Consider the following 26,826-nt stretch of genomic DNA (forward strand, 5'->3'; position numbering starts at 1 on the left):
TCCTTCAAAGAAAATTATTTTTTAAGTAATGTTGTTCCAGTCATTTCACTTGGCTTTTCTACATTTAACAGGTCAAGAACTGTTGGAGCTAAATCTCCTAAAATTCCACCGTCACGCAGAGTAACACCATCTTTTGTAACAATTACTGGTACTGGGTTTGTTGTGTGAGCCGTCATTGGATTGCCTTCCAGTGTAGTAACTTCATCTGCATTACCATGGTCTGCAGTAATGATCGCTGTTCCACCTTTAGCAATAATTGCGTCTACAATTTTACCAAGACACTCATCAACTGTTTCGATTGCTTTCACAGTCGGTTCAAGCATTCCAGAGTGACCAACCATGTCTGGGTTTGCAAAGTTTAAGATAATTGCGTCATGCTTGTCAGCAGCAATTTCTCCTAAAAGTGCATCCGTCACTTCATAAGCACTCATTTCTGGTTGTAAGTCGTATGTTGCAACTTTTGGTGAAGCTATCAAGATACGCTCTTCTCCAGGGAATTCTGCTTCACGACCACCGCTCATAAAGAACGTTACGTGAGGGTACTTTTCTGTTTCTGCAATACGAAGTTGTTTTAAACCGTTCTGTGAAAGAACTTCTCCTAACGTGTTATCTAGGTTAGAAGGTTTAAACGCAACGTATCCATCAACTGTTTCACTGAAATGCGTTAAGCATACAAAGTGAAGGTTTTCAGGATGTTGTTCTCCACGATCGAAAGAACGGAAGTCTTTGTTCGTGAACGTGTTAGAAATTTGGATGGCACGGTCTGGACGGAAATTATAGAAGATAACTGCGTCGTTATCTTTAACTGTCGCAACTGGCTCTCCATTTTCTTTTGTAATAACAGATGGTAAAACGAACTCATCATAAATTTCATTCGCATAGGAATCTGTTACTACGTCCATTGCTGATGTGTAGCTAGGACCTTCTCCATATACCATAGAGCGATAAGATTTCTCTACACGCTCCCAGCGCTTGTCGCGGTCCATAGAATAGTAACGTCCAGAAATCGAAGCAAATTGCCCTACACCGATTTCTTTCATCGTTGCTTCTGCTTGAGGAACGAATTCCTTCGCAGATTGTGGTGCTACGTCACGGCCATCTAAGAATCCATGTACGTATACTTCTGTTAGACCTTCCTTGGCAGCTAAACGAAGTAGTGCATACAAGTGTTCAATGTGACTGTGAACTCCACCGTTTGATAGAAGTCCCATTAAGTGTAGTGCCGTACGGTTTTCTTTTGCATGCTTGATTGCAGCTAAGAACGTATCGTTTTGTTCGAACTCACCTTCGCGAATAGCGATGTTTACGCGAGTTAAACTTTGATATACAACACGACCTGCACCAATGTTTAAGTGACCTACTTCTGAGTTACCCATCTGGCCTTCAGGTAGACCAACTGCTTCACCAGCAGCAATCAATGAGTTATGAGGGTACTGATTCCAATAACGATCAAAGTTTGGCTTTTTCGCATGTGTCACAGCGTTCCCTTTTGTCTCATCACGTAGTGCAAAACCGTCTAAGATGATTAAGGCAACAGGAGCTTTTGTCATTACTTACCTTCCTCCAATAACGCTAGGTAAGAAGGAGCTTCTAAGCTAGCCCCACCTACTAAAGCACCATCGATATCAGGTTGAGCCATGTATTCTTTGATGTTAGCTGGTTTTACAGAACCACCGTATTGAATGCGTACTGCATCCGCTACGTCTTGAGAGTAAAGTTCTGCAACTACTTTACGAATGTGTGCACACACTTCGTTCGCATCTTCTGCAGTAGAAGATTTACCAGTACCGATAGCCCAAATTGGCTCATAAGCGATAACTGTTTCTTTTACTTGCTCAGCAGTTAAACCTGCAAGAGCTTTTGTTACTTGGTCTCCAACTAAACCGTTTGTTTGACCAGCTTCACGTTGCTCCAAAGATTCTCCTACACATACGATAGGAACCAATCCATGTGCAAACGCTGCTTTTGTTTTTGCGTTTACAGACTCATCTGTTTCAGCAAATAGTTCACGACGCTCTGAGTGACCTAAGATTACGTATTGTACACCAAGGTCTTGAAGTGCTACTGGGCTAACTTCGCCAGTGAACGCTCCACTCTTTTCGAAGTGCATATTTTGAGCACCAATCGCTACATCAGTAGACTTAGTCGCTTCCACTAACTGTCCTAAGAATAAGGAAGGTGCACAGATTACACTGTCAACTTCCGTCTTAGATGGAACGGATTGTTTTACTTCATCAACGAAAGATACAGCTTCCGCTAATGTTTTATGCATTTTCCAGTTACCTGCGATAATTGGTTTACGCATGTTCAACCACTCCTTTTGTGATAAATTTGTTTCTTACTTATCGTTTAATGCTACAACTCCTGGAAGCTCTTTACCTTCCATAAACTCAAGGGAAGCTCCACCACCAGTAGAGATGTGGCTCATTTTATCTGCAAGACCGAATTTTTCTACAGCTGCCGCTGAGTCGCCACCACCGATGACAGAGTATGTATCAGGAGAAGACGCTAATGCTTCTGCTACAGCTTTCGTTCCGCCTGCGAATGTATCCATCTCGAATACTCCTAGAGGACCATTCCAGATTACTAACTTAGAGTTTTTGATTACATCTGCATAGATTTCACGAGATTTTGGTCCACAATCTAGACCTTCCCACTCAGCAGGAATCTCTTCAATTGGAACGATTTGCGTGTTTGCATCATTAGAGAAGTCATCTGCAACAATGACATCAACTGGCATGTAGAAGTTAACTCCATTAGCTTTTGCTTTGTCCATGAAAGATTTCGCTAAGTCTAGTTTGTCTTCCTCAAGAAGAGACTTACCAACTTCATATCCACGCGCTTTGATGAACGTGTAAGCAAGACCACCACCGATGATGATGTTGTCTACTTTATCAAGTAGGTTATCAATGACACCGATTTTGTCTTTTACTTTAGATCCACCGATAATTGCAGTGAATGGACGATCTGGGTTAGATAGCGCTTTACCAAGTACATCTAATTCTTTCTCCATTAAAAGACCAGAAACAGCTGTCTCAACATGGTGTGCAATACCCTCTGTAGAAGCATGTGCACGGTGAGCTGCACCGAATGCATCATTTACATACACATCTGCAAGTTCTGCAAATGCTTTTGCAAGTTCCGCATCGTTTTTCTCTTCACCAGCATAGAAACGAACGTTTTCAAGTAGAAGAACTTCTCCTTCTTGAAGAGCGTTAACCGCTTCAAGTGCTACTGGACCATGTGCTTCATCTACTTTTTTCACATCTTGACCTAATACTTCTGAAAGACGCTTTGCTACAGGAGTTAAACGTAATTCTTCTACTACTTGTCCTTTAGGACGACCTAAGTGAGAAGCAAGGATAACTTTTGCACCTTGATCCACTAGGTGCTTAATAGTAGGGATTGCTGCTTGGATACGAGTTTCGTCTGTGATTTGGCCATCTTTCATTGGCACGTTGAAATCTACACGTACAAATACACGTTGACCTTTTACATTGATGTCACGAATTGATTTCTTGTTCATGAGTGAACCTCCTTTTAATCGAAAGGTTGTAGGGTGAAGCATTGTTTTGCGATAGTTACTAGTTTCACCTACCGTTTACGTGACGAGAAGCCACGTGGTGAACCGGTACATCTCGCAATAAAAAATAGGGGAGAGGAAATAGTCCCTCTCCCCATCACCACTACATTATAGAGCTTTCGCTTGCATTCTTCCAACCATAAGAGAGCAAGTCATATTACATTTTCGTAAACGTTGTTACGTAAGAATTAAAGACCTTTTGCAGCCATGTATTTAGCTAGGTCTACTACACGGTTAGAGTAACCAGTTTCGTTATCGTACCAAGAGATAACTTTCACCATGCTACCTTCCATAACCATTGTAGAAAGTGCATCAATTGTAGAAGATGCAGTGTTACCATTGTAGTCACCAGATACTAGTGGCTCTTCAGAGTATCCAAGGATTCCTTTTAATGGACCTTCTGCTGCTTCTTTAAGAGCTGAGTTGATTTCTTCTGCAGTTACATCTTTATCAAGTTCTGCAACAAGGTCAACTAGAGAAACGTTAGGAGTTGGAACACGCATAGCTCCACCGTTTAATTTACCTTTTAACTCAGGAAGTACTAGTGATACAGCTTTCGCAGCACCCGTAGAAGTAGGGATGATGTTTTCAGCTGCCGCACGAGCACGACGGTAGTCTTTATGTGGTAAGTCTAGGATTTGTTGGTCATTTGTGTAAGAGTGAACTGTCGTCATCATACCGCGTTTGATTCCGAACTTGTCGTTAAGAACTTTCGCGAATGGAGCTAAACAGTTAGTAGTACAAGAAGCGTTAGACACTACATCGTGGCTAGCTGCATCGTACTTGTCTTCGTTAACACCCATAACGATTGTGATATCTTCGTCAGTTGCTGGTGCAGAGATGATAACTTTTTTCGCGCCTGCTTCGATGTGTTTCGCAGCATCTGCACGCTTAGTGAAGAAACCAGTTGATTCCACAACGATTTCAACACCTCTGTCGCCCCAAGCAAGTTTCGCAGGGTCACGCTCAGCTGTTACAGCAATTGTCTTACCGTTAACAACTAGGTTGCTTCCGTCTACAGTTACTTCAGCGTCAAGCTTTCCGTGAACTGTATCATATTTTAATAGATGAGCAAGCATGTCTGCATCTGTTAAGTCGTTGATTGCAACAACCTCTACCTCTGAATTGTTTAGTGCTGCACGGAAAACGTTACGTCCGATACGACCAAAACCGTTAATACCAATCTTTACTGCCATGATTTGTTTCCTCCTTTAATCGTTTAAGGAATTTATTTCAAAAGGGGAATTCCCTTTCAAAAGCGTATTCATTGCACCCTCGTCTGTAATTAATGTTGTATTCGGAGGGGCACTTTGTAAATAGGCTGCAATAGCCTTCCCTTTGGAAGCACCACCTGCTACAGCGATGACATTCGGGATTGTTGCTAATTGGTCGAGTTGTAATCCAACTGTTAATACTTTGTGGACAACTTCTCCTACTTCATTAAAGTAGTAACCAAATGCTTCTCCGACTGCTTTTTCTTCCTGTAATTTTTCTAGGTCCTGCTCATTCGTATTTCGTCTTTTCGCCATCGTGAAGGCATCACCAATTCCATGAATAACCATGTTGGCATGCTGAATGAGCGAAAGAACTTCATTAATGGATGGTTCTTTCACAAAAGAAGCATATACCTCTTCACTCACTTGGTCTGGCATATATAAGACACGATGAGACACACCAGCACGTTCTGCCATTCTTGCGCAAATTGTATTGGCTTGGTTACGGACATCTTCTCCAATTCCACCTCTAGCCGGTACAAATAGTAAAGGATCAGAAGTAAGTCCTGGAGTTAATTGATCTGCGATGGCCGACATCGTCGTACCACCAGTAACAGCGATGATATTATTCCCCGCTAGATACTCTTTCATTCGTAAAACTGTTGCTCTTCCCAACTCTTCTTTCACCCAAGGCGACTCATCACTGTCTCCAGGGACGATGACGACTTTTCTGAGCGTAAAACGTTGACGGATTTCTTCCTCCATTACGTTTATACCCGAAAATTCTCTCATCATACCTTCAAGTTGAAATAAAGTTGTCTGCCCATCGACCGTCGTGTTCATTCCAGCACTTTTTACCTCGATTAAACCTTGGTCTTTTAGGAAATCTACTTCTGAGCGTAAAACCCTTTCCGTCATCCCTAAATTCTGCGCTAAACTTCGTCTGCCCACCGGTTCCATGAAACGAATAGAGCGAAGGATCTGATACCTCTTGGTCAATGTTGCAATCAAGTCAGGGAGCAGCTTTTTCTGAATCTCTATTAACTCATGCATGCAGAAGCTCCTTTTTTCTATGTATTGGGACGTGACTGTGAACGGTGGGTCAAATTATGTCCACACTAGACGTATTATGTCCCACTCGATACAAAAAAATAAGCCCTGCTACATTTTTTATTTTAACAGGGACTTTTTTAACTTTCAACTAATTTTCACTTGACAAATCATGTAAACGTTTTCTTATTATGTCGAGGTCGAATTGTCCCTCATCTATTAGTAGATCTTTATATTTAAGGACAGGTATTCGAAGCCCATACTCTTCTGTCCAAGTGTCATTGGTAGAAATATCTCGGACGCTGAGTTCGAAACCCCAGTCATCTTGAAAAAGTTGAAGAAGGTGATAAGCTTCATCGCACAGGTTGCATTGGGGTCTGGTGTAGAAGTCTAGAGTGAGTTTCATAATGAAGTTGGCTCCTTTTAGTATATGATTATTTATATAAAGTAAGTTTACGAATTTCTAATCTCTTCTCAAATCGAGGTGCTTCTCTCCAGATGAGTATAGGACGCTCTTATTCTCTTCTCAACTTGGGATTCCTCTTTCCAGATGCGTATAGAACCTCTCTATTCTCTTCTCAGCTCGGAATCCCTCTCTCCAGATGCGTATAGAGGGCCTCTATTCTCTTCTCAACTTGGGATTCCTCTCTCCAGATGCGTATAGAGGGCCTCTATTCTCTTCTCAACTTGGGATTTCTCTCTCCAGAAGCGTATAGAGAGCCTTTATTCTTTCCTAGCATCCATTTCCCTCGCGCTTCATGAGTTTAAGACGCTCTTATTCTCTCCTAGCTCCCATTTTCCTCGCGCTTCATGAGTTTAAGACGCTCTTATTCTCTCCCAGCTCCCATTTTCCTCGCCCTTCATGAGTTTAAGACGCTCTTATTCTCTCCTAGCTCCCATTTTCCTCGCCCTTCATGAGTTTAAGACGCTCTTATTCTCTCGGAGGATTAAGTTTCTTCTGGTTTCGAATGTTTAAAACGACATCCCTAATATAAGTATAGAAAAATAGCCATCCACCAAAGTGGATAGCTACTCATTATGCCCCCGGAGGGAATCGAACCCCCATTTTAAGAACCGGAATCTTACGTGTTATCCATTACACTACGGAGACCAAGAACCTTATTAATTATAAGGAAGAATACAAATTTGTGCAACTTCCTAACGTATAAGGTTTTCCCATTTTGTCCATAATGTTCAAATGTTCTAGTGTCGAAAAAAGAGGTCGCTTATTGTTTGACCTTTTTTGACCTACATTGTATAGTATGGAGTAACGACTGGAAAAGTCATGAAGAATGATAAATTGCTTTGGAGGAGGAATTTCAGATGAACTTAATTCCAACAGTTATTGAGCAAACTAACCGCGGTGAGCGTGCGTACGACATTTACTCTCGCCTACTAAAAGATCGAATCATCATGCTTGGATCAGCAATTGATGATAATGTTGCTAACTCGATTGTAGCGCAACTTCTATTCTTAGAAACAGAGAATCCTGATAAAGATATCTCTCTATACATCAACTCTCCAGGTGGTTCCATTACAGCTGGTATGGCAATCTACGATACAATGCAGTATATTAAACCAAATGTACAAACAATCTGTATCGGTATGGCAGCTTCTATGGGTGCATTCCTTCTTGCAGCTGGTGCGGAAGGTAAACGGTTTGCCCTTCCAAACGCAGAAGTAATGATTCACCAACCACTTGGTGGAGCACAGGGTCAAGCGACAGAAATTGAAATCGCTGCTAAGCGAATCCTATTCCTTCGTGAGAAATTAAACGGTATCCTTTCTGAGCGTACAGGTCAACCTCTTGAAGTAATTGGCCGTGACACAGAGCGTGATAACTTTATGACAGCGGAACGTGCGAAAGAATATGGTTTAATTGACCAAATCGTAACACGTAACGACTTATCAGAGAAGAAGTAAGTAAAAAGCTCCCAATTAATTGGGAGCTTTTTTTATTACGTGATCTGTAACAACTCATCGGTAGTGGCTTACCTTTAGATGAGTCACCTTCTATCCATTAATCAAACGTTTGATCAACTTTTTTCTGACAAGGTTAGTCAGATTGCGACTCTCTTTCTTCTCTCTCAAGCCTCTCCAACATATCACTGGCAGTAATAGTTGTTGGCGCGATATATCCCATCGTGTCTTGATGAATAAACGCCTCGTCATTTATATACGCTGCTTCATGACGGTGGTTTCGTCTTCCTCTATACATGTCACATACCTCCCCTAGATTAGTTTTATTAGTTTTCACTTTATCTAAGTTTGGTATACGAAAAAAACTAGAGAATTCTCTCTAGTTTTTCGATTATGCTTCTACACCAGTAACGAATGATGATAACGTTTCAATCGCTTCTACTTCATCTGTACCTTCCGCAATTAATGTAATTGTGGTTCCAGTTGTTATTGCCAAGCTCATTAGACCCATGATACTTTTAGCATTAACTTTTTTACCTGATTTTTGCAGATAAATATCTGACTTGAATCGATTAGACTCCTGTACAAATAATGCTGCCGGTCTTGCTTGCAAACCTGTTTTTAGCCCAACTTCTACTTCACGTGTTACCATTCTCGCATCCCCCTTGTTAATTAGAAGATATGATCGACATATCTCCAGCTCGTAATTTTTCAGCAATGTCATCGATTTTTCTTAGACGATGATTGATACCTGATTTACTAATTTTTGTCCCCTGTACCATTTCCCCTAACTCAGCTAACGTCACGTCTTGATAGTTTACGCGGAGCTCTGCAATTTCGCGCAACTTTTCTGGTAAAACTTGCAGCCCAACTGAGCGTTCAATAAATTTTATATTTTCCACTTGGCGCAAAGCTGCTCCAATGGTTTTATTCAAGTTTGCTGTTTCACAGTTAACTAAACGATTTACTGAATTTCTCATATCTCTAACGATACGCACATCTTCAAATCGCAGTAGCGCTGAGTGGGCACCTATAATTGTTAGAAATTCTGTAATTTTTTCTGCTTCTTTTAGGTACGTAATAAATCCTTTTTTTCTCTCTAGCGTCTTGCTATTCAAGCCAAACGAGTTCATTAGTTCACGCAACGCTTCATTATGTTCGTGGTAAAGAGAGAAAATCTCTAAGTGATAAGACGATGTTTCTGGATTATTTACGGATCCACCTGCTAAAAAAGCTCCTCTTAAATAAGATCGTTTACAGCATTTCTTTTGAACAAGTTTCGCTGAAATATTATGAACAAACGTAAATCCTTCTCCTAGAATGTGAAGGTCTTCTAATATATCTCTCGCTTGCTCCTTTAAACGTACAATATAGACGTTGTTCTTTTTTAAACGCATTTTTTTTCGTACCAATAACTCTACTTGCACGAAATAAGAACGTTTTATAAGTGTATAAATTCTTCTTGCAATAGCAGCATTTTCTGTTTGAACGTCTACCACTAATGATCTATTCGAAAATGACAACGATCCGTTCATACGAATCAATGCCGATAATTCTGCTTTTGCACAGCAATCTTTTACTTCGATATTTGTTAATTCTTTTTTGGTTTCCGATGCGAATGACACAGAAACCCCCTCCTTTCACGGGAGTTAAGAGCGCGGTGATTGCGCTAGCCTTTCTACTAAAAGCTTAGCTACGCGGTCCGTTTTATGACGTAGATATCCGCCTTGGTACGTTAAGATATCTTCTATCATGACATTCAATCCAAGTTCTTGAAGCCTTTCTATATCAAAAACAACCGGTTGCGCTAATTCCTCTTTGTATTGTTCTAAGATGTCTATAGGAACTTGCTCATTATTAACTAAAATTGTATCAATAAATTTGCCACCTAAATGATGGAAGAGTGCTTCAATATGATCACTTGCTGAGTAGTGGAGCGTCTCTCCAAGTTGTGTCATTAGGTTACAAATATAAATCTTCTCTGCTTTTGCATTTTGTAACGCTGTTTGAATACCTGGTACAAGCAAATTTGGGATTATACTTGTGTACAAACTTCCAGGCCCTATTAAAATTAAATCTGCTTCTTCTATTGCTTGTAATGTTTCAGGAACTGTTTCTACTTTAGCAGGTGTTAAAAAAACACGTTTAATTTCCTTTTTTGCTAAAGGAATGGCAGACTCACCACTAACAATTGTTCCATCTGACATTTCTGCATGTAAAACAACGCTCTCTCTCGCGGCAGGTAATACTGTACCACGAACATTTAAGACTTTACTCATTTCCTGTACTGCATGTACAAAGTCACCAGTAATATTCGTCATCGCTGCAATGATTAGGTTACCTAATGAATGTCCAGCAAGCTCGTTGCTCGTTTTAAATCGATGTTGAAACATTTGCTCCACTAGAGGTTCTACATCTGACAAAGCTGCTAAAACATTTCTAATATCACCTGGAGGCGGAATGTCTAAATCTTTTCGCAATCTACCAGAACTTCCTCCATCATCTGCAACCGTAACAATTGCGGAAAGACAGACAGGATGATGCTTTAATCCCCTAAGCAACACAGGAAGTCCTGTCCCACCTCCAATTACTACTACTTTCTTTTGACGCGTACTCATTTCGGGTCCTTCCTGCGTTCAATATCTCTATGATTAATCACCGTATGATAATCAGACTTAAAATATTCAGCAAATCTCTCTGTTAATGCTACAGATCGATGTTGACCACCCGTACAGCCTATTGCGATAACTAGTTGACTTTTTCCTTCTCTTTTATATTGAGGTAACATAAAGGAAAGGAGATCCGTCGTTTTTTCAAAAAATTTCTGTGTTTCTGACCATTTACAAACGTAGTCATACACTTCTTGATCTAGTCCTGTTTTTGGTCTCATAGAGTCAATGTAGTGAGGGTTTGGCAAGAATCTGACATCAAATACTAAGTCAGCGTCAATTGGTATTCCATACTTGAAACCAAATGACATCACATTTACGGTAAATGTAGATTGGGTAGTAGAAGAGAATTCTTTTATGATACGTTCTCGAAGTTCACGAGGTTTCATCGCGGAAGTGTAATACGTGACTTGTGCTCTTCCTTTAAGCTCTTCTAACAATTTGCGTTCTTGCTCAATTCCTTCTAACGGTAAACCAGATGGAGCTAATGGGTGTGTACGACGAGTTTCTTTATATCGCCTAACTAACACTTCATTTGCTGCATCTAAAAATAATATTTGAGGAGTAACCCAGTCTACCTCTGTCATTTCATCCAATGCTTGAAACAAATGGTCAAAAAATTCTCGTCCACGTAAGTCCATTACAAGCGCTACTTTATTCATTTTTGAACCTGACTCTTTCATCAGTTCTAAAAATTTGGAAAGGAGCGTTGGAGGTAAGTTATCTACACAGAAGAAACCTAGGTCCTCAAAACTTTGAATAGCTACTGTTTTACCAGCACCAGACATTCCTGTAATAATTACCAACTGTGTTGTAGAAGATCCTGTACTCATCCCTTACACCTCCGTATGAAAATATTCTGCATGTAGCAGTCGAAAATCCTCTGTGTACTCTAATGTACCAGAAAGAATTCCTGTCCCATGTAGTGCATGGTCAATCAACTTGCGGTCTCCTTCAGCCATCGGCAGAGTCTTAATGGCTTCTATCGGTTGCCAAGAAAGAATTCCTTCTTCTGTGGTTTCCAAGACGGTACCTGTTGCATTGGATGCTTTAAAAGTGAACATCATCCATTCATTTACAATATGATTGTCTTTATCTTTAATGATATAAGTGAGGACAGACGAAAGTGTATGCCCCTCAATACGAAGCCCTGTTTCTTCTGAAAACTCACGGAACACTGCTTGTGCAATATGTTCCCCTTGTTCCATCTTGCCACCTGGAGCGACCCACCAGTTCCGACGGGGTTTTTGCAGCATTAATACGGAATCATCTTGAGTAAAAACGCAATTAGTTACGCGTTGCATAGCTTTCACCTACCTATATATAGCAATTATGATCTATTCTTATAAGTATACTATTATTGTACTAGAGAATGAACAAAATGTAACGTGAAATATAGACAACTTTATCTGGTGTGTCTTTCATTCATGTTTATTCTCTCCTAGCTTACATTTTCCTCGCACTTCGTGAGTTTAAGACCCTCTTATTCTCTCCTAGCTTGGATTTTCCTTGCGCTTCATGGGTTTAAGACCCTCTTATTCTCTCCTAGCTTCGATTTTCCTCGTGCTTCATGAGTTTAAGACCCTCTTATTCTCTCCTAGCTTCGATTTTCCTTGCGCTTCGTGAGTTTAAGACGCTCTTATTCTCTCCTAGCTTCGATTTCCCTCGCGCTTCATGAGTTTAAGACGCTCTTATTCTCTCCTAGCTTAGATTTTCCTCGCCCTTCGTGAGTTTAAGGAGACTCACCTAAGAGCAAGCCACATCACGTGGCTAACGATGAGTTGTTGCCGTTCACGCAACAAAAAAAGGAGCCACCAGTGTCTTCTATACTGGTGGCTCCAAAAGTATTCTAAGGGGGTCAATTCTCTTCCTTAGAATAGCAAACCAATGTGTCAATTGGATTTCATTACCGTTAAAATGAAGTGACGTTTTGATTGCGAATTATGCTTTTAGTTTCTCCACTAGCTCTTCTACATAGTGTTGAGCCGTTTGAGCAGCAATACTTCCGTCACCAGTTGCCGTTACGATTTGGCGAAGTGTTTTTTCACGCACATCTCCAGCTGCAAAGATACCCGGTACTTTTGTTTCCATCTTGTCGTTTGTTTCGATATATCCGGCTTCGTTCATAATACCTAAATTTTCGAATGGCTTTGTTAAAGGAACCATCCCAATATAGATAAACACGCCATCTGCTTTAAATTCTGTTTCTTCCCCGTTCTCAGTAGAAACTAATGTTACGGAACCTACTTTCCCGTTAGCTTCATTTATTTCTTTCACTGTATGATTCCAGATGAAGTCTACTTTTTCATTATCAAAAGCACGTTGTTGCAGGATCTTTTGCGCACGAAGCTCCTCACGACGATGCACAATTGTCACCTTCTCAGCAAAACGAGTTAGGTAAACTCCTTCTTCTACTGCAGAGTCTCCTCCCCCTACAACGACAAGCTCTTTCCCTTTAAAGAAAGCTCCATCACAAACCGCACAGTAAGAAACTCCGCGTCCACCTAGTTCTTTTTCACCCGGGACACCGATTTTCTTGTATTCTGCACCAGTTGTAATAATAACGGAGCGAGCTTTGAACTCTTTAGAAGAAGTTTTAACTGTTTTAAGCTCTTCTCCATCTACGATTTCTTTAATATCGCCATAAGCATATTCTGCACCAAATTTTTTCGCATGTTCGAACATCTTATTTGATAGGTCTGGTCCAAGAATATGGTCGTAACCTGGATAGTTTTCTACTTCTTCTGTATTCGCCATTTGTCCACCTGGTACACCACGCTCAATCATAACTGTTGATAAGTTAGCACGAGATGTGTAAACAGCTGCTGTCATTCCTGCTGGACCAGCACCAATAATAGCTACATCATAAATTTTTTCTTCTGACATGTTGATTTCACTCCTTCGATATATCACTTATAACATTAGCATTTGCTTATATAGTATCGAACTTTATCGGAATTGAACATTTTTCTGCTCACGATAACAATTCTTTAATTACCTTGCAATACTTACTTACTGTTGAAGGTGAAACACCGTAAAGGGTAGCCCATTCTTTTATTGTTGTTTTTTGGCCTGATAATTGATGCCATACCACTTGTAAAGCCGATGCGTAGGCTTTTTCATTCTTGAAAGTGTGTCCACTTGCAACACCTCTTAAAAATACGGAGAACCACATTAAAATTACAGGTTTATACTCTTTATCCTCTCCAAAGAGCTCTTGACTTAGCAAAATTGCTGTATCATGAACGAAAGTAAACATTGGTAATAAATCTTCCTGTTCTTCTGCCGCCGGATCTCTTTTTAGAATATAAGCAAGGTAAGCCTTCTCCATCATTGGAAGTTGCTGTACTGGAGCATTTTCTAAAATCAGCTTTCGCTTTTCTTGAGAAGATAATTGAGATAAAAGGAATAACCCATACATAATTTCCACTGTATCTTCGCTTGTGACTAAAGCCATAATGTAATAAGGATCTTCCTCATGGATTTGAATGTTATCCATTAACCATGGTTCTTCTCCTGCTTTCTCTGGATCTTGTTCCACAACTTTCTTCCAATAGTATTCTGCTTCTCTTGTAAATCCTAATTGGTGAGAAGTAATGGATAACCAATAGTAAAACGCTCCGTCCCCTTCATATCCTTTACGAGCAAGTAGCTTTAACCACTTGTATGCATCTTCATAATAGCCTAGCAAAGCAAACGTTGCTCCCAGCTTATAACGATGCTCTTGTAAAATTGGACGAACAATTCGGAGACCTCTTAGTACTGCATCCACCTCATCTTTTTTTCCTTCGTAATAGAAAAGAACAGCCAAATTACATCTAGCATGGAGATTACCTGGATTCTTATCTAACACCTCGTCTAAAATCTCAAAACTCTTTTGGATTTGACCAGAATGGAAAAAGGCTAAGGAAAGATTATTATATGCAGACCAGAATTCCGGGTGTTCCTGAATAACTTCATTTAGCAATGCGATTGCTTCATCATACTTTCCATCTGCAATTAATTGTCGTGCTTGTTCTTGTTTATAAATTAATTCGTCTTCTTCCTCTTCATCACCAAGAAGATCACCAGCGTCCATCTCTACTAGTTCAATTAGATCTTCCGCATCTTCCGCAAATTCACCAGTAGGTTCAACGGTTAAATATCTTGTGGCATATTGATATGCTTCTCGGAACCATCCGAGATGAGCATAATTATTAGCAATAAAGTATAGGCACTCTTTCATGTATGGATCCAAATCATCCATTACTTCTAAAAGTAGTTCATTGGATTTTTCAAAAAAGCCTAACTCTGTATATAAAATAGCTAGTTGCGTTGATATTGTTGGTTCTAATGGTTCTAATTCGCGAGCGCGTTCTAGATACCTTTTCGCCTTCGCTAACTCTCGGCGGTGGTATGCTGTGATGCCTCTATGGAAGTAATATTCTCCAGTCGGATGGAAGGATACTATTTGTCCTTTTTCTTGTTTCCGACGAAGCCTTATGTCTTTTCTCATAGTCCCCCCACTCACCGTTTCTGACATGTTTAACTGTCTTATTTTATCATTGTATGCTGGTAAAAGAAAGGTGGGGGAAGGAAGAAAAGAAGTGAATATATGGATGTAGTTGGTGAACGAGTTGAGAGGTACTTTCTGTTTTGGGTTATTGGTTGCTTCGGCGCGCTTCATCAATGGACCCTATGCTCCTTTTGTGGCTCTTGCATCCCTTGGTGCTCCTTGCCACAGGACCCTAAACTCCTTTTTTTTGCTTTGCATCCCTTTGCACGCTTCGCCAAGGAACCCTATCGTCATTGCATCCCTTGGTTTTAAAGGAGACTCATCTAAAGGCAAGCCACATCACGTGGCGAGCGGTGAGTTGTTACAGGTCACGTAACAAAAAAAGCTACCCAGCATCCAACGCTAGGTAGCTTTACAATTATTTTGCGTGACGTTCTTTCAACACGTCTACCACTTCTGAGAATTCAATGCCTTGCTCACGAAGTACCACCATCAGATGGAAAAGTAAATCAGCTGATTCCCATTTCACTTCTTCACGGTCTCGGTTCTTTGCACCGATGATTACTTCAGCAGCTTCTTCCCCTACTTTTTTCAGCATTTTATCGATGCCTTTTTCAAATAAGTACGTTGTGTAAGCTCCTTCTGGCATCGTTTGTTGGCGTTCCTTAATTACATTCTCTAACTTCAATAAGAAAGAAACATCTTTCTCCGATCCTCCAGCAATCACTTCTTCATGGAAACAAGTCTCAGCCCCCGTATGGCATGCTGGCCCGGCAGGCTGCACTTCCACTACTAGCGCATCTTGGTCACAATCCAATGCTAAAGTAACAACTTTTTGTGTGTTTCCGCTAGTGGCTCCTTTATGCCACAATTCTTGTCGAGAGCGGCTCCAAAACCACGTTTCTTTTGTTTCAATCGTTTTTTGAAGACTCTCTTCATTCATATAGGCAAGAGTTAATACTTTTTTCGACTCTGCATCTTGCACAATGGCAGGAATTAAGCCTTTTTCATCAAATTTTACTTTGGATAAATCCATCATCGTACGTGCACTCCTTTCTCGCGAAGATGTTGTTTAACGTTTTCCACGCTCGTTTCGTTATAGTGAAAAATAGAAGCTGCAAGCCCTGCATCCGCGTCGGCTTTCTCAAAAACTTCTACAAAATCTTCTGCTGAACCTGCTCCACCAGACGCGATAACAGGAACGCGAACTGCAGATGTTACGGCTTTTGTCAGTTCAATATTAAAACCACTTTTTTCCCCATCTGCATCCATACTAGTTAAAAGAATTTCACCTGCTCCGCGTTTCACAGCTTCTTTCGCCCAGCTAATGACATCCCACTCTGTTTCTTTTCGACCACCGTGTGTATAGACCATCCACGTACCTTTTGCATCATCAAAACGTGCATCAATAGCTACCACGATACATTGAGATCCAAAGAAATCTGCTCCTTCTGTAATTAACTCTGGACGAAGTACTGCTGCTGTATTAAGGGAAATCTTATCAGCACCTGCACGTAAAATTCGTTTCATATCTTCCAAAGAGTTAATTCCGCCACCAACGGTAAATGGAATAGCAAGTGTCGCTGCAACTTCTCTTACCACTTCCACCATTGTTTTACGACCCTCATGAGAAGCAGAAATATCTAAGAATACTAGTTCATCTGCACCTTCCTCGTCATAGACTTTAGCCAGTTCAACTGGGTCACCAGCGTCACGAATGGAGACGAACTGGATTCCCTTTACAACTCGTCCATCTTTCACATCTAAACAAGGAATAATGCGTTTAGCGAGCATAGTTTTGTACCTCCGCTAACGCTTCTTTTACAGTAAAGCGGTTTTCATATAGTGATTTACCCATAATCGCACCAGCAACACCTTTGGATGTGTAACTCGCTAGTTGTCTCAAATCAGCAAGAGAACTTACACCACCAGAAGCAATAACATGTACACCAGTTGCTTCTGCCAGTTCGACGTTTGCAGCTACGTTTGGTCCAGCAAGTGTTCCGTCTGTTGCGATATCCGTGAAAATGATATTCTGGACGCCAGCTTTAGCGTATTCTTTTCCAATATCTACTGCTTTTACAGACGATGTTTCTATCCAACCATGCGTGGCAACAAACCCGTCTTTTGCATCTAAACCAATGACGATTCTCTCCTTATATTGCTCTACCCATTTCAACACTACTTCAGGTTGCGAAACTGCCAAGCTACCAATGATTACTCGGTCGACACCGTTTGTTAAATAGAACTCAATGTCCGATTCCTCCCGGATACCTCCACCGATTTGCACTCGTGCACCAAGCTCTTTCGCTACTTGAATAGGATACGCGTCATTTACTCGTTTACCTGCTTTGGCACCGTCCAAGTCAACCATGTGAATCCAGCTTGCACCTTGTTCCACAAAAGTTTTCGCCATATCAAATGGAGAATCTCCATACACCGTTTCTTTGTCATAATCCCCTTGCAATAAGCGTACACACTTTCCACCGCGCATATCTATCGCCGGATACAATTCGAATGTCATAGATTTTCCCCCTTTTCTACTAATTGGACAAAATTGCGTAACAACTGCATGCCTAGGACACTACTCTTTTCCGGATGGAACTGCATTCCCATCACGTTCCTGCGAGCTACTACAGCTGGAACTGTTACTCCGTATTCCGCTGTTGCTTGAATGTCCGCTGTATCTAACTCACTAGCATAAAACGAGTGAACAAAGTACGTATAACCAGTATCGACAGTTTTCACTATTAGATGATTACCGACGAAGGATAAATCATTCCATCCCATGTGAGGTATTTTCAAATCAGCAGACTCTGGAAAACGAACGATGGAACCTTTTAATAAGCCAAGTCCTTTCGTTTCGCGCACCTCGGTACTTTTCTCAAATAGCAACTGCATACCTAAACAAATACCTAGTAAAGGTTGCTTCGTAGTTTGTAAGAATTCTACTAATCCGTGTTTCTCTAACTGATCCATAGCATCTGGAAAAGCTCCAACTCCCGGCAGTAGTAATCCATCTGCTTTCTCAAGCTCTGCTATGTCACTTGTAATTATCGTTTCAACACCTATTCTTTCAAGTGCTTTTTCTACCGAGAATAAGTTACCCATTCCGTAGTCAATAATGGCAATCATTTATAACAATCCTTTCGTAGAAGGAACTCCTGTCACACGTGGGTCAATTTGCGTTGCATCGTCAATGGCACGAGCTACTGCTTTAAACACCGCTTCAATAATGTGGTGTGTATTGTGACCATAAGGAACGTTGATATGTAGATTTATTCTAGCTTCAATCGCTAGTTTCCACATAAATTCATACACAAGCTCCGTATCAAATGTTCCTACTTTTTGACTTGGTAAATTCACACGGAATTCCAAATGTGGTCGGTTACTAAAATCTACTACGGCATGTGCTAACGCATCATCCATCGGTACCCAAGCTTGTCCGTAACGCTTGATTCCTTTTTTGTCCCCAACTGCTTCTCTAATTGCTTGACCAAGCACAATTCCTACATCTTCTGTCGTGTGGTGATCGTCTACTTCCACATCGCCTTTTGCTTGTACCGTTAAATCCATTAATCCGTGACGACGAAATAAATCAAGCATATGAGATAAAAATGGAACTGGCGTTTCAATCGTCCCTTGACCTGTTCCATCTAAGTCTAGTGTTAAATCAATCGATGTTTCACCAGTTGTACGTGAAATGGTTGACGTTCTTTTCATGTTCATTCCCCTTTTAATCGTATTTCTACAGCGCGTGCGTGTGCTTCTAGTTTTTCTTCTCTTGCAAACGAAGCAATCTTCGCTGCATTCTGTTCCATCGCTTCTTTACTATAAATAATGATACTAGATTTCTTGATAAAATCGTCTACTGATAACGGACTTGAAAAACGTGCTGTTCCGTTCGTCGGTAACACGTGGTTCGTTCCAACAAAGTAGTCACCCACAGGTTCTGAACTATAGCGACCAATGAAAATCGCGCCTGCATGTCGGATGCCTTCTGCTATGGACTCCGCATCATCTGTCATGATTTCCAAGTGTTCTGGAGCAAGTGAGTTAACGGCTTGCACAGCTTCTTGCATAGATGAAGCGAGGTAAATGACTCCGTTTTGTTCAATCGATTCTCGAGCTATTTCTTCTCGCGGAAGTGTAGACAATTGCGCTTCCACTTCTTCTGCTACGTTTTCTGCTAATCTCTTACTCGTCGTAACCAATACAGCACTAGATAAAGCATCGTGCTCCGCTTGAGATAATAAGTCTGCAGCTACTTCTGCAGCACTCGCTGTCTCATCTGCTAGGACAACGATTTCGCTCGGTCCTGCAATCATATCAATATCGACCATCCCAAACACTTCTCGTTTCGCTAAAGCAACATAAATGTTTCCTGGACCTGTAATCTTATCTACTGGTGGAATGGATTCTGTTCCGTAAGCTAAAGCTGCGATAGCTTGTGCCCCACCGACTTTAACCATTTCGGTTACCCCTGCCATGTCTGCAGCAACTAACACAGCTGGAGGCAACATGCCTGTTTCACGCTGAGGCGGAGAAACCAAGACGATACGTTCCACACCTGCCACTTGTGCTGGGATGACGTTCATTAACACAGAGGAAGGATACGCAGCTGTTCCACCAGGTACGTATAGACCAACAGCATCTAAACTAGTGATTTTTTGACCAAGTCTTGTTCCATCTGATCTTTCCATCATCCAAGATTCACGGCGTTGAAGTTCATGATATTCACGGATATTGTCTGTCGCTTCTTTAATAATAGATATCATTTCATCATCAACGAGCTTGTAAGCTTCTTCAATCTCTTCTTTTGTAACAAAAAGATTCGAAAGCGTAACACCATCAAATTTTTGCGTGTAATCTAAAAGAGCTTGATCTCCTCTAGTCTTCACATCAGATATAATAGAGGTTACCACTTTACGTTGTTCTTCTGTTCCTTGATCAATATCACGTTTAATTGAAATAGATGACGATAATTGTTCTATTCTCATCACATTTCCTTCCTTTCAATAACAGCAGATAAGCGATCTACAATTTCTTCAATTCGCTCATCGTGTATGCGATAACTAACCGGGTTAACAATTAAACGAGAAGTCACTTCAATCATCTTCTCATACTCCACAAGTCCATTTTCTACAAGCGTTCTTCCTGTGGACACAATATCCACGATACGATCAGCCAATCCAATTAAAGGAGCCAATTCAATCGAACCGTTTAAAGGAATGATTTCGACTTGCTCGCCTTGTTCACGGAAGTAATTCGTAGCAATGCGTGGATATTTAGTAGCAATACGAGGTGCTACCGTACTCATTTCTGTGTTGGGTAAACCAGCAACTGCTAAATAACACTCACTAATTTTTAAGTCTACCAGCTCATAGACCACGCGATCTTCTTCTAATAATACATCTTTACCAGCAATTCCAAGGTCCGCAACGCCGTGCTCTACATACGTTGCAACGTCTGTTGGTTTCGCAAGGATAAATCGTAATTGCTCGTTGGGTACTTCAATAATTAGTTTACGACCTTCATTAAATTCTTCAGGCAGTTGAAAATCTGCTTCTCTCATTAACCCAACTGCTTCTTCAAAAATACGCCCTTTTGGCATCGCAATTGTTAACATACTCATGATCTCTCCCCCTGTCCTAAAAGGAATACGACATCATTCATGTCTCGAACAAATGCATCCATATCTTGTATTCCTTGTACTGGTTGCATGACTACTCGTTTGCCTTCTGCGCGAAGTGCTTCTGCTTTCGTCCACGCTTCTTTTGCATAATCCTGTGAATAGATAATGGCTGTTTGATCGTTTGAAACTGTACTTTCACCCAAAGCTTCTAAGCAGTAATCCATACGTAACCCAAATCCAGTTGCTCCGATATTCTGGCCAAAAGCAGCTAATAATTGATTGTAACGTCCACCGCTTCCGATTGGGTACGCAACACCTTCTGTATACGCTTCGAAATGGATACCAGTGTAATAATCCATGTGTGAGATAAGTGTTAAATCTAATTTCACAACATCTTCAATTCCATACACCTTAAGGGCATCGTACAACTCGGAAAGCTCTTCAATTGCTTGTTCTCCAGCACCGTTCTCCACGATCTGTTTCGCGATAGAAAAACCTTTTTCATTACCACGCGCCTGCAAAAACTTCAGCAGTCTCTCCTTATCAATCGAAGAAAGAGAAAGAGACTTTACATACTGTCTGAACCCTACAAAGTTTCGTTCATATAAATAACGGCGAAGAGGCTCTGCACGCTCTTCGTTTCCTAAGATCTGTTTGAAAAAATCTTCCACGAATCCAACGTGTCCGATGGATAACTGGAACGATTTAATTCCAAGTTCTCTAAGTGCGAATACGGTTAAAGCAATCGTCTCTGCATCCCCTTGCACCGTGCTGTCTCCGATTAGCTCTGCACCCATTTGACCAAATTCGGCTGGCTTTCCACCTTCGCGCTGCTGCGCTCTAAACACACTTCCGGAATATGCCAATCTGATTGGGATACTGTTTTGTAGTAATTTAGACGCTGCAACTCTGGCAATAGGCGTGGTCATATCAGGTCTAAGGACGAGTGCATTCCCTTGATTGTCTAACAGTTTGAAAAGTTGGTGATCGTCAATCGACGAAACACTCCCTACTGTTTCATATAATTCTAGTGCGGGAGTTTCTAAGAAGTCGTACCCCCACTTGGAAACGATGGAGGTAAACGTATTGCGTAGAGTTTCTTTCTGCTTATATAAATTCGGGAAAGTATCGCGCATCCCAATGGGCTTTTCAAACATAAACCACTTTTTCACTTGAATCACCTTCCTGATTTTGTGTTGATGTATTTTGTTAGTCCTTAATTATACTTTTATGTGTTGTGTAGCTTGGCGTTTTGAGTTTTGGGATGTGATATATGTTTAACGTGTGCTCTGCACTTCGGCTTCCACCTCTTGAACGCACGTTATTCCTTTATCGTGTGCTCTGGACCCGGACTTCCACCTCTTGAACGCACGTTATTCGTTTAACGTGTGCTCTGGACTCCTACTTCCAACTCTTGAACGCACGTTATTCGTTTAACGTGTGCTCTGCCACCGAAACAATTACTCTTGAGCACTTGCCAAACCAAAATACTTTAGTTCGCTACCATGCTACCAAAATGAAGTTATCACTAGTTTAACGGTCTTTCGTTTGGTAGTCAACTAAAGAGTGTTTGAATTTTGTATGTAATGGTATAGAAAAAACCACAGACGTTCATCTGTGGTTATGATTTCCTAACTCCGTATATTTCATCGTCTTTCCAGCGATCTTTTAACTCATCTGCATTGTAGATGACACGCATGGGATTTCCTCCGACGAACGATCCTGGTGCGACATCTTTATGTACTAACGTGCCTGCTGATACAATTGCACCGTCACCAATTTCCACGCCAGGTAAAATAGTGCAGTTCGCTCCAATCATTACTTCGCTACCGATTTTCACTTCGCCTAGGCGATACTCTTTAATCAAATACTCATGAGCAAGGATTGTCGTATTGTAGCCAATGACGGTGTTTCGCCCTACAGATATCTTTTCCGGAAACATGACGTCAAGCATCACCATTAACGCAAAGGAAGTTTTCGAACCTACTTTCATTCCGAGCAACTTGCGATACAGCCAATTTTTCAACGACAAGAAAGGTGTATACCTGGCAAGTTGAATCACTACAAAGTTCTTTACTACTTTCCAAAAAGGGACTGTTTTATAAACATGTCGAAGGGAGTTTGCCCCTTCGACTGGATACCGTTTAGTTTTTCTCACGGTTGTACGTTTCGATGAAGGCGATTAGGTCTCGCATATCATCTAAAATGACAGTTGGGTTGAACTTTTCCAAATAGTCTCGTCCCTTTGCAGACCAGGAAACACCTGCTGTTAACGTACCAGCATTTTGTCCACCTTCAATGTCATGATGGTTATCGCCAACCATAATGGCTTCTTCTGGTGTAGATCCTAGTTGTTCCAAAGCCTTTAATAATGGTTCAGGATGAGGCTTGGCATGTGTTACTTCATCTAACGATATTACTACGTCAAAATAAGAATCCAAATTCATTAGCTTTAACCCTTTTAATACTACGTTACCAATCTTCGTAGAAACGATTGCTAATTTATAGCCATTCTGATGAAGTTGCTGTACTGCTTCTTCTACTCCTTCAAAAGCAGTAACCAACTCATCATGCTTTTCTAAGTTAAACGCTCGGTAACGGTCCACCAATTCTTGCACACGATCAGGCGCTACTTGCATAAAGGAATCTTCCAGAGGTGGTCCCATAAACGGTAATACGTCTTCTCTTGTGTATCGATTAGGCTCATCAAAATTTAACGTGTGTAAAAAGGATGAGATGATTAATTCATTCGTATTGATCAACGTTCCATCTAAATCAAAAAGAACGGTTGTAATAGGTTTAGTTGCCATGTTGTTCACCTTCCATTCGTCTTACTATGCGACTTCTTTTTCTTTTAATCCTCTTTGTTCATAGTGTGTCCAAATTCGAGCTACTAACCACGTCAGTCCTACTGCAAAACCAACTCTGGCAAGAAGTAACGGTAATACCGGTATTCCTAAAGGTACAAAAACAAGCGTATCTTCTACTACCGCGTGACAAGCAACTAAGAAAATGAAAGCAAGTGTGACGTCTTTTCTGGATACTCCATCTTCTTCAACCGCTTGAATCATGACTCCTGCGCCGTACGCTAATCCAAAGAGTAAGCCAGCTGCTAAAGTAAACGAGGTATTATCTTTCATTCCTAAGAATCGTGTAAACGGAGCCATCCACTTCGAGAACTTAGTTAACCAGTTTCGGTCCTTCATTATTTGAATGAGTGCCATTAAAGGGATAATAATCAATGCCATTTGGAGGACACCGAAACTCGCTTTTTGCAAAGCGATGAAAATGATTTCCATCCAGCCATCTGGTTGAGCCGGTGTTGGTGGAGCGAAGCCGTATACCGCTTTTTCCTGTCCACCTTTCCAGAATAAATTAATGGCAATAGCAGAAAAGAACGAAAGTCCAAGTCTCACAGCAATGATCTGCCATACTTTTATCCCTACTCTAGCAGCGACACCTGATTCAATTAGTAGATTATGAGCAAAAGAAAGCATAACTGCTAAAGTAAAGACTTCTTTTACCGTTAAATCTACTGAAAGTATTCCAGCTATCCCAGCATAAAGGTTTAAGAAGCTTCCTAATACTAAAGGAATAGCTGCATCACCGGAAAGTCCGAATAAGCCCATAACTGGTTCTATAAGTTTTGTCATCCAGCCTAACACTGGTGTAAATTGTAAGACTGTAACAATTAACGTGATCGGAAAGATTACTTTACTGAGCATCCAAGTCGTTTTTAATCCTGTTTGTAATCCTCTTTTTAAGGAATCAACCATTGCGGTCTGCCCCCTATGCGTCTAAGTATCTTTCTTTTGCCACACCCGTTTTGCGTCGGTATAAACCGATTGCTATTGCACCAGCTACAAGAAGTACACTGATTAACTGAGCTGTACGCAAGAAATCCATGATTAGCAAACTGTCTGTTCGCATACCCTCAATAAAGAAGCGACCGATGGAGTACCAAATCACATAAGATAAGAACAACTCACCGCGACGTAAGTTTACTCTGCGTAGGTATAGTAATAGTGCCAAACCTGCGAAGTTCCAAAGTGATTCATAAAGGAAAGTCGGGTGATAATATGTACCATTAATGTACATTTGGTTAATTATCCAATCAGGTAAAAATAACCCTTCTAAAAACGATCGAGTAACTTCTCCACCATGTGCTTCTTGGTTAATAAAGTTCCCCAACGACCAATCGCTTGACCTAAGATGATACTTGGTGCTGCAATGTCTGCAATTTTCCAAAAAGATATCCCTTTGATACGAGTAAACACAATGGCTGTCACCACTGCGCCAATGAGACCTCCATGGATGGCAATGCCGCCTTCCCAAATCTTAAAGACATCTGCTAAGTTATCTTTATAAGAATCCCATTCAAACGTCACATAGTAGATTCGTGCGGAAATAATGGCAATTGGAATAGCAAAAATCAATAAGTCAGCAAACGTATCAGGGTCGACCCCACGTCGCTTACACTCACGTGTAGCAAGTAGAAAGCCTAATACGATACCTAGACCAATAATAACACCATACCAATATACTGGCTGTGGTCCTAAATAAAACGCAACGCGATCAATTGGTTGAATTGCGGATTCCATGTTTCTCCTCCTGTCTTATAGGTCCTCTACTTCTCCATCTTCAATTACATCTGCTAATTTCGCAGTAAATTGTTCTGCAGCGTTAACACCCATTCGTTTTAAACGGAAGTTCATCGCAGCAACTTCAATAATGACTGCTAAATTTCGACCAGGTCGAACTGGTAGTGTAATTCTTGTCACATCCGTATCAATAATACGCATTTTCTCCTCTTCTAAACCAAGACGATCATAATGCTTGTTTTGATCCCATAGCTCTAAGTTAATAACCAATGTAACACGCTTGTGGCTTCGAACTGCTCCAGCACCGAATAGTGTCATAACGTTAATAATCCCTAATCCGCGAATCTCCAATAGATGCTCAATTAACTCAGGAGAAGATCCAATAAGCGTATCTTCGTCTTCTTGTCGGATTTCCACGCAATCGTCGGCAACTAGACGGTGACCGCGTTTCACTAACTCAAGTGCTGTCTCACTTTTACCGACACCACTCTTACCCATAATCAGAACCCCTACACCATAAATATCCACTAATACTCCGTGAATTGCTGTAGTTGGAGCTAATTTACTCTCTAAATAGTTCGTTAATCTACTGGAAAAACGCGTTGTCTTCATCGGAGATACCATAACTGGAACAGATGCTGCTTCCGCTGCCGCTAGCAACTCTTTCGGTACTTCCATCCCACGTGAAATAATAATCCCAGGTGTAACATCTGTACAAAGCTGCTGCATACGAGAAGCGCGTTGCTCTGTGTCTAGTCGCTCAAAAAAGCTTAACTCTGTTTTCCCTAAAAGCTGAATACGATCGGCTGGATAATAGTTAAAGAATCCTGCCATTTCAAGCCCAGGACGAGAAATATCTGCGGTCGTAATCGGACGATGAACCCCTTCTTCGCCACTTAAAAGCTCAAGTCCAAACTTATCAATTATGTCTTGTGTGCGTGCCTTTACCATTTAAGCTCCTCCTGCCTATATGTAAACGTACTTTACGTAGTTTTTTCCATCTTATTGTAGCACTAAAAAAGAGTATTTGCTAAATTCCAGAGTTGATTTTTGACTCATTCGTGTGAAGCATTGGTGAAAGGGTATTTACTAAACCCAGAATTGATTTTTGGCTCATTCGTGTGAAGCTATGCTTCACACGCCTTTCAGCTATGCTGAAAGGTAGGCAGGGAAGGACCAGGTCTTTAGGGAAAGCTAGCTTTCCCGGCGACCTGGTCCTTCCCTGCCTAAATGAGCCAAAAATCCTGCAGTCACTAAATAGCAAAAAGCCCACCACTAAGGGCGGGCACATACATACAAAATTATGACTTGCGGCGATCATATACCATCTGCTGAAACAATGTGTTCATTAATGATAAAATAATGGCGATTAAAAACGATAACCAAAATCCATCTACATTAAAGGCATCCCCCATAAGCCAATCCGTTATCATGATGGAGAATGTGTTAATGACTAATAAGAAAAACCCTAGCGTTATCAACGTAATTGGTAAGGTAAAGATAATTAGTAGCGGCCTCACTACTACATTAACTATCGATAAAACCACGCTAGCCAGAACCGCTGCTGTCACACTAGATATAAACACACCTTCAAAAAAACCTGCCAATCCCAAAAAGATGGCAGCGTTAAAGAGAATTCCGACAATCCATTTCATTGTT

28 protein-coding genes, 1 tRNA gene and 1 pseudogene are annotated in these 26,826 nt (G+C 41.0%); 1 reads left to right on the top strand and 29 read right to left on the bottom strand.

Going from position 1 to position 26,826, the window contains the following annotated elements; all coding sequences use genetic code 11:
- Nucleotides 1-14 precede the first annotated feature (14 nt).
- The 7 genes from gpmI to G8O30_RS11075 form a co-directional block, all read right to left on the bottom strand.
- Nucleotides 15-1,550 (bottom strand): 2,3-bisphosphoglycerate-independent phosphoglycerate mutase, encoded by a 1,536-nt coding sequence (gene gpmI, locus G8O30_RS11050; RefSeq protein WP_239672115.1) that lies wholly within the window; start codon nucleotides 1,548-1,550, stop codon nucleotides 15-17.
- Nucleotides 1,550-2,305, bottom strand: coding sequence for a triose-phosphate isomerase (gene tpiA, locus G8O30_RS11055; RefSeq protein ID WP_239672116.1), 756 nt, complete (start codon nucleotides 2,303-2,305; stop codon nucleotides 1,550-1,552). The genes gpmI and tpiA overlap by 1 nt, the downstream gene beginning before the upstream one ends.
- A gap of 33 nt (nucleotides 2,306-2,338) precedes the next feature.
- The gene (locus G8O30_RS11060) at nucleotides 2,339-3,526 is read right to left on the bottom strand and encodes a phosphoglycerate kinase (RefSeq protein ID WP_239672117.1); all 1,188 of its coding nucleotides are present in this window, start codon (nucleotides 3,524-3,526) and stop codon (nucleotides 2,339-2,341) included.
- Between the two features lie 245 nt (nucleotides 3,527-3,771).
- On the bottom strand, nucleotides 3,772-4,779 hold the full coding sequence (gap, locus tag G8O30_RS11065) for a type I glyceraldehyde-3-phosphate dehydrogenase (RefSeq protein ID WP_239672118.1): 1,008 nt from the start codon (nucleotides 4,777-4,779) through the stop codon (nucleotides 3,772-3,774).
- 15 nt (nucleotides 4,780-4,794) lie between these two features.
- Nucleotides 4,795-5,850 (bottom strand): sugar-binding transcriptional regulator, encoded by a 1,056-nt coding sequence (locus G8O30_RS11070; RefSeq protein ID WP_239672119.1) that lies wholly within the window; start codon nucleotides 5,848-5,850, stop codon nucleotides 4,795-4,797.
- A gap of 148 nt (nucleotides 5,851-5,998) precedes the next feature.
- Nucleotides 5,999-6,253 carry a glutaredoxin family protein gene (locus tag G8O30_RS16295; RefSeq protein ID WP_420844571.1) on the bottom strand — a complete coding sequence of 85 codons (255 nt, stop codon included), beginning with the start codon at nucleotides 6,251-6,253 and terminating at the stop codon, nucleotides 5,999-6,001.
- 633 nt (nucleotides 6,254-6,886) lie between these two features.
- Nucleotides 6,887-6,958: transfer RNA gene (locus G8O30_RS11075), tRNA-Arg, on the bottom strand.
- A 212-nt stretch (nucleotides 6,959-7,170) separates the two neighbouring features.
- On the opposite strand from G8O30_RS11075, the gene clpP reads away from it, so the two are divergent.
- Nucleotides 7,171-7,770, top strand: coding sequence for an ATP-dependent Clp endopeptidase proteolytic subunit ClpP (gene clpP, locus G8O30_RS11080; RefSeq protein ID WP_239672120.1), 600 nt, complete (start codon nucleotides 7,171-7,173; stop codon nucleotides 7,768-7,770).
- Between the two features lie 133 nt (nucleotides 7,771-7,903).
- On the opposite strand, the gene G8O30_RS11085 is transcribed toward clpP, so the two are convergent.
- The 22 genes and pseudogenes from G8O30_RS11085 to G8O30_RS11190 all read right to left on the bottom strand — a co-directional run bounded on the left by G8O30_RS11085 (nucleotide 7,904) and on the right by G8O30_RS11190 (nucleotide 26,822).
- Nucleotides 7,904-8,065 carry a hypothetical protein gene (locus tag G8O30_RS11085; protein ID WP_239672121.1) on the bottom strand — a complete coding sequence of 54 codons (162 nt, stop codon included), beginning with the start codon at nucleotides 8,063-8,065 and terminating at the stop codon, nucleotides 7,904-7,906.
- Between the two features lie 93 nt (nucleotides 8,066-8,158).
- The gene (locus tag G8O30_RS11090; protein ID WP_239672122.1) at nucleotides 8,159-8,419 is read right to left on the bottom strand and encodes an HPr family phosphocarrier protein; all 261 of its coding nucleotides are present in this window, start codon (nucleotides 8,417-8,419) and stop codon (nucleotides 8,159-8,161) included.
- A 16-nt stretch (nucleotides 8,420-8,435) separates the two neighbouring features.
- The gene (gene whiA, locus G8O30_RS11095) at nucleotides 8,436-9,392 is read right to left on the bottom strand and encodes a DNA-binding protein WhiA (protein WP_239672123.1); all 957 of its coding nucleotides are present in this window, start codon (nucleotides 9,390-9,392) and stop codon (nucleotides 8,436-8,438) included.
- Nucleotides 9,393-9,416: 24 nt separating this feature from the next.
- Nucleotides 9,417-10,385 carry a gluconeogenesis factor YvcK family protein gene (locus G8O30_RS11100; protein WP_239672124.1) on the bottom strand — a complete coding sequence of 323 codons (969 nt, stop codon included), beginning with the start codon at nucleotides 10,383-10,385 and terminating at the stop codon, nucleotides 9,417-9,419.
- Nucleotides 10,382-11,269 (bottom strand): RNase adapter RapZ, encoded by an 888-nt coding sequence (gene rapZ, locus G8O30_RS11105; protein WP_239672125.1) that lies wholly within the window; start codon nucleotides 11,267-11,269, stop codon nucleotides 10,382-10,384. The genes G8O30_RS11100 and rapZ overlap by 4 nt, the downstream gene beginning before the upstream one ends.
- A gap of 3 nt (nucleotides 11,270-11,272) precedes the next feature.
- Nucleotides 11,273-11,740, bottom strand: coding sequence for an NUDIX hydrolase (locus tag G8O30_RS11110; RefSeq protein WP_239672126.1), 468 nt, complete (start codon nucleotides 11,738-11,740; stop codon nucleotides 11,273-11,275).
- 637 nt (nucleotides 11,741-12,377) lie between these two features.
- Nucleotides 12,378-13,322: a thioredoxin-disulfide reductase gene (trxB, locus tag G8O30_RS11115; RefSeq protein ID WP_239672127.1), complete on the bottom strand. Its 945-nt coding sequence runs from the start codon at nucleotides 13,320-13,322 to the stop codon at nucleotides 12,378-12,380.
- Nucleotides 13,323-13,410: 88 nt separating this feature from the next.
- Entirely contained in the window at nucleotides 13,411-14,931 is a 1,521-nt protein-coding gene (locus tag G8O30_RS11120) for a tetratricopeptide repeat protein (RefSeq protein WP_239672128.1), read from the bottom strand.
- Between the two features lie 418 nt (nucleotides 14,932-15,349).
- On the bottom strand, nucleotides 15,350-15,967 hold the full coding sequence (hisIE, locus tag G8O30_RS11125; RefSeq protein WP_239674546.1) for a bifunctional phosphoribosyl-AMP cyclohydrolase/phosphoribosyl-ATP diphosphatase HisIE: 618 nt from the start codon (nucleotides 15,965-15,967) through the stop codon (nucleotides 15,350-15,352).
- The gene (gene hisF, locus G8O30_RS11130) at nucleotides 15,967-16,725 is read right to left on the bottom strand and encodes an imidazole glycerol phosphate synthase subunit HisF (protein WP_239672129.1); all 759 of its coding nucleotides are present in this window, start codon (nucleotides 16,723-16,725) and stop codon (nucleotides 15,967-15,969) included. The genes hisIE and hisF overlap by 1 nt, the downstream gene beginning before the upstream one ends.
- Nucleotides 16,715-17,455, bottom strand: coding sequence for a 1-(5-phosphoribosyl)-5-[(5-phosphoribosylamino)methylideneamino]imidazole-4-carboxamide isomerase (hisA, locus tag G8O30_RS11135; protein ID WP_239672130.1), 741 nt, complete (start codon nucleotides 17,453-17,455; stop codon nucleotides 16,715-16,717). The genes hisF and hisA overlap by 11 nt, the downstream gene beginning before the upstream one ends.
- Entirely contained in the window at nucleotides 17,452-18,066 is a 615-nt protein-coding gene (hisH, locus tag G8O30_RS11140; RefSeq protein ID WP_239672131.1) for an imidazole glycerol phosphate synthase subunit HisH, read from the bottom strand. The genes hisA and hisH overlap by 4 nt, the downstream gene beginning before the upstream one ends.
- Nucleotides 18,067-18,654, bottom strand: coding sequence for an imidazoleglycerol-phosphate dehydratase HisB (gene hisB / locus G8O30_RS11145; protein WP_239672132.1), 588 nt, complete (start codon nucleotides 18,652-18,654; stop codon nucleotides 18,067-18,069).
- A gap of 2 nt (nucleotides 18,655-18,656) precedes the next feature.
- On the bottom strand, nucleotides 18,657-19,931 hold the full coding sequence (gene hisD / locus G8O30_RS11150) for a histidinol dehydrogenase (protein ID WP_239672133.1): 1,275 nt from the start codon (nucleotides 19,929-19,931) through the stop codon (nucleotides 18,657-18,659).
- Nucleotides 19,931-20,560 carry an ATP phosphoribosyltransferase gene (hisG, locus tag G8O30_RS11155; RefSeq protein WP_239674547.1) on the bottom strand — a complete coding sequence of 210 codons (630 nt, stop codon included), beginning with the start codon at nucleotides 20,558-20,560 and terminating at the stop codon, nucleotides 19,931-19,933. Before hisG ends, hisD begins: the two co-directional genes overlap by 1 nt.
- 2 nt (nucleotides 20,561-20,562) lie before the next feature.
- Entirely contained in the window at nucleotides 20,563-21,723 is a 1,161-nt protein-coding gene (locus G8O30_RS11160; RefSeq protein ID WP_239674548.1) for an ATP phosphoribosyltransferase regulatory subunit, read from the bottom strand.
- A gap of 464 nt (nucleotides 21,724-22,187) precedes the next feature.
- On the bottom strand, nucleotides 22,188-22,724 hold the full coding sequence (locus tag G8O30_RS11165; protein WP_239672134.1) for an acyltransferase: 537 nt from the start codon (nucleotides 22,722-22,724) through the stop codon (nucleotides 22,188-22,190).
- Entirely contained in the window at nucleotides 22,711-23,376 is a 666-nt protein-coding gene (gene ppaX, locus G8O30_RS11170) for a pyrophosphatase PpaX (protein WP_239672135.1), read from the bottom strand. The genes G8O30_RS11165 and ppaX overlap by 14 nt, the downstream gene beginning before the upstream one ends.
- A 24-nt stretch (nucleotides 23,377-23,400) precedes the next feature.
- Entirely contained in the window at nucleotides 23,401-24,342 is a 942-nt protein-coding gene (locus G8O30_RS11175; protein WP_239672136.1) for a nucleoside recognition domain-containing protein, read from the bottom strand.
- Nucleotides 24,343-24,355: 13 nt separating this feature from the next.
- Nucleotides 24,356-25,167: pseudogene (gene lgt, locus G8O30_RS11180) on the bottom strand (prolipoprotein diacylglyceryl transferase).
- A gap of 15 nt (nucleotides 25,168-25,182) precedes the next feature.
- Entirely contained in the window at nucleotides 25,183-26,118 is a 936-nt protein-coding gene (gene hprK / locus G8O30_RS11185) for an HPr(Ser) kinase/phosphatase (protein ID WP_239672137.1), read from the bottom strand.
- A 350-nt stretch (nucleotides 26,119-26,468) separates the two neighbouring features.
- Nucleotides 26,469-26,822, bottom strand: coding sequence for a phage holin family protein (locus G8O30_RS11190; protein ID WP_239672138.1), 354 nt, complete (start codon nucleotides 26,820-26,822; stop codon nucleotides 26,469-26,471).
- Nucleotides 26,823-26,826 lie beyond the last annotated feature (4 nt).

This window comes from Mangrovibacillus cuniculi, assembly GCF_015482585.1.
Taxonomy (GTDB): domain Bacteria; phylum Bacillota; class Bacilli; order Bacillales; family R1DC41; genus Mangrovibacillus; species Mangrovibacillus cuniculi.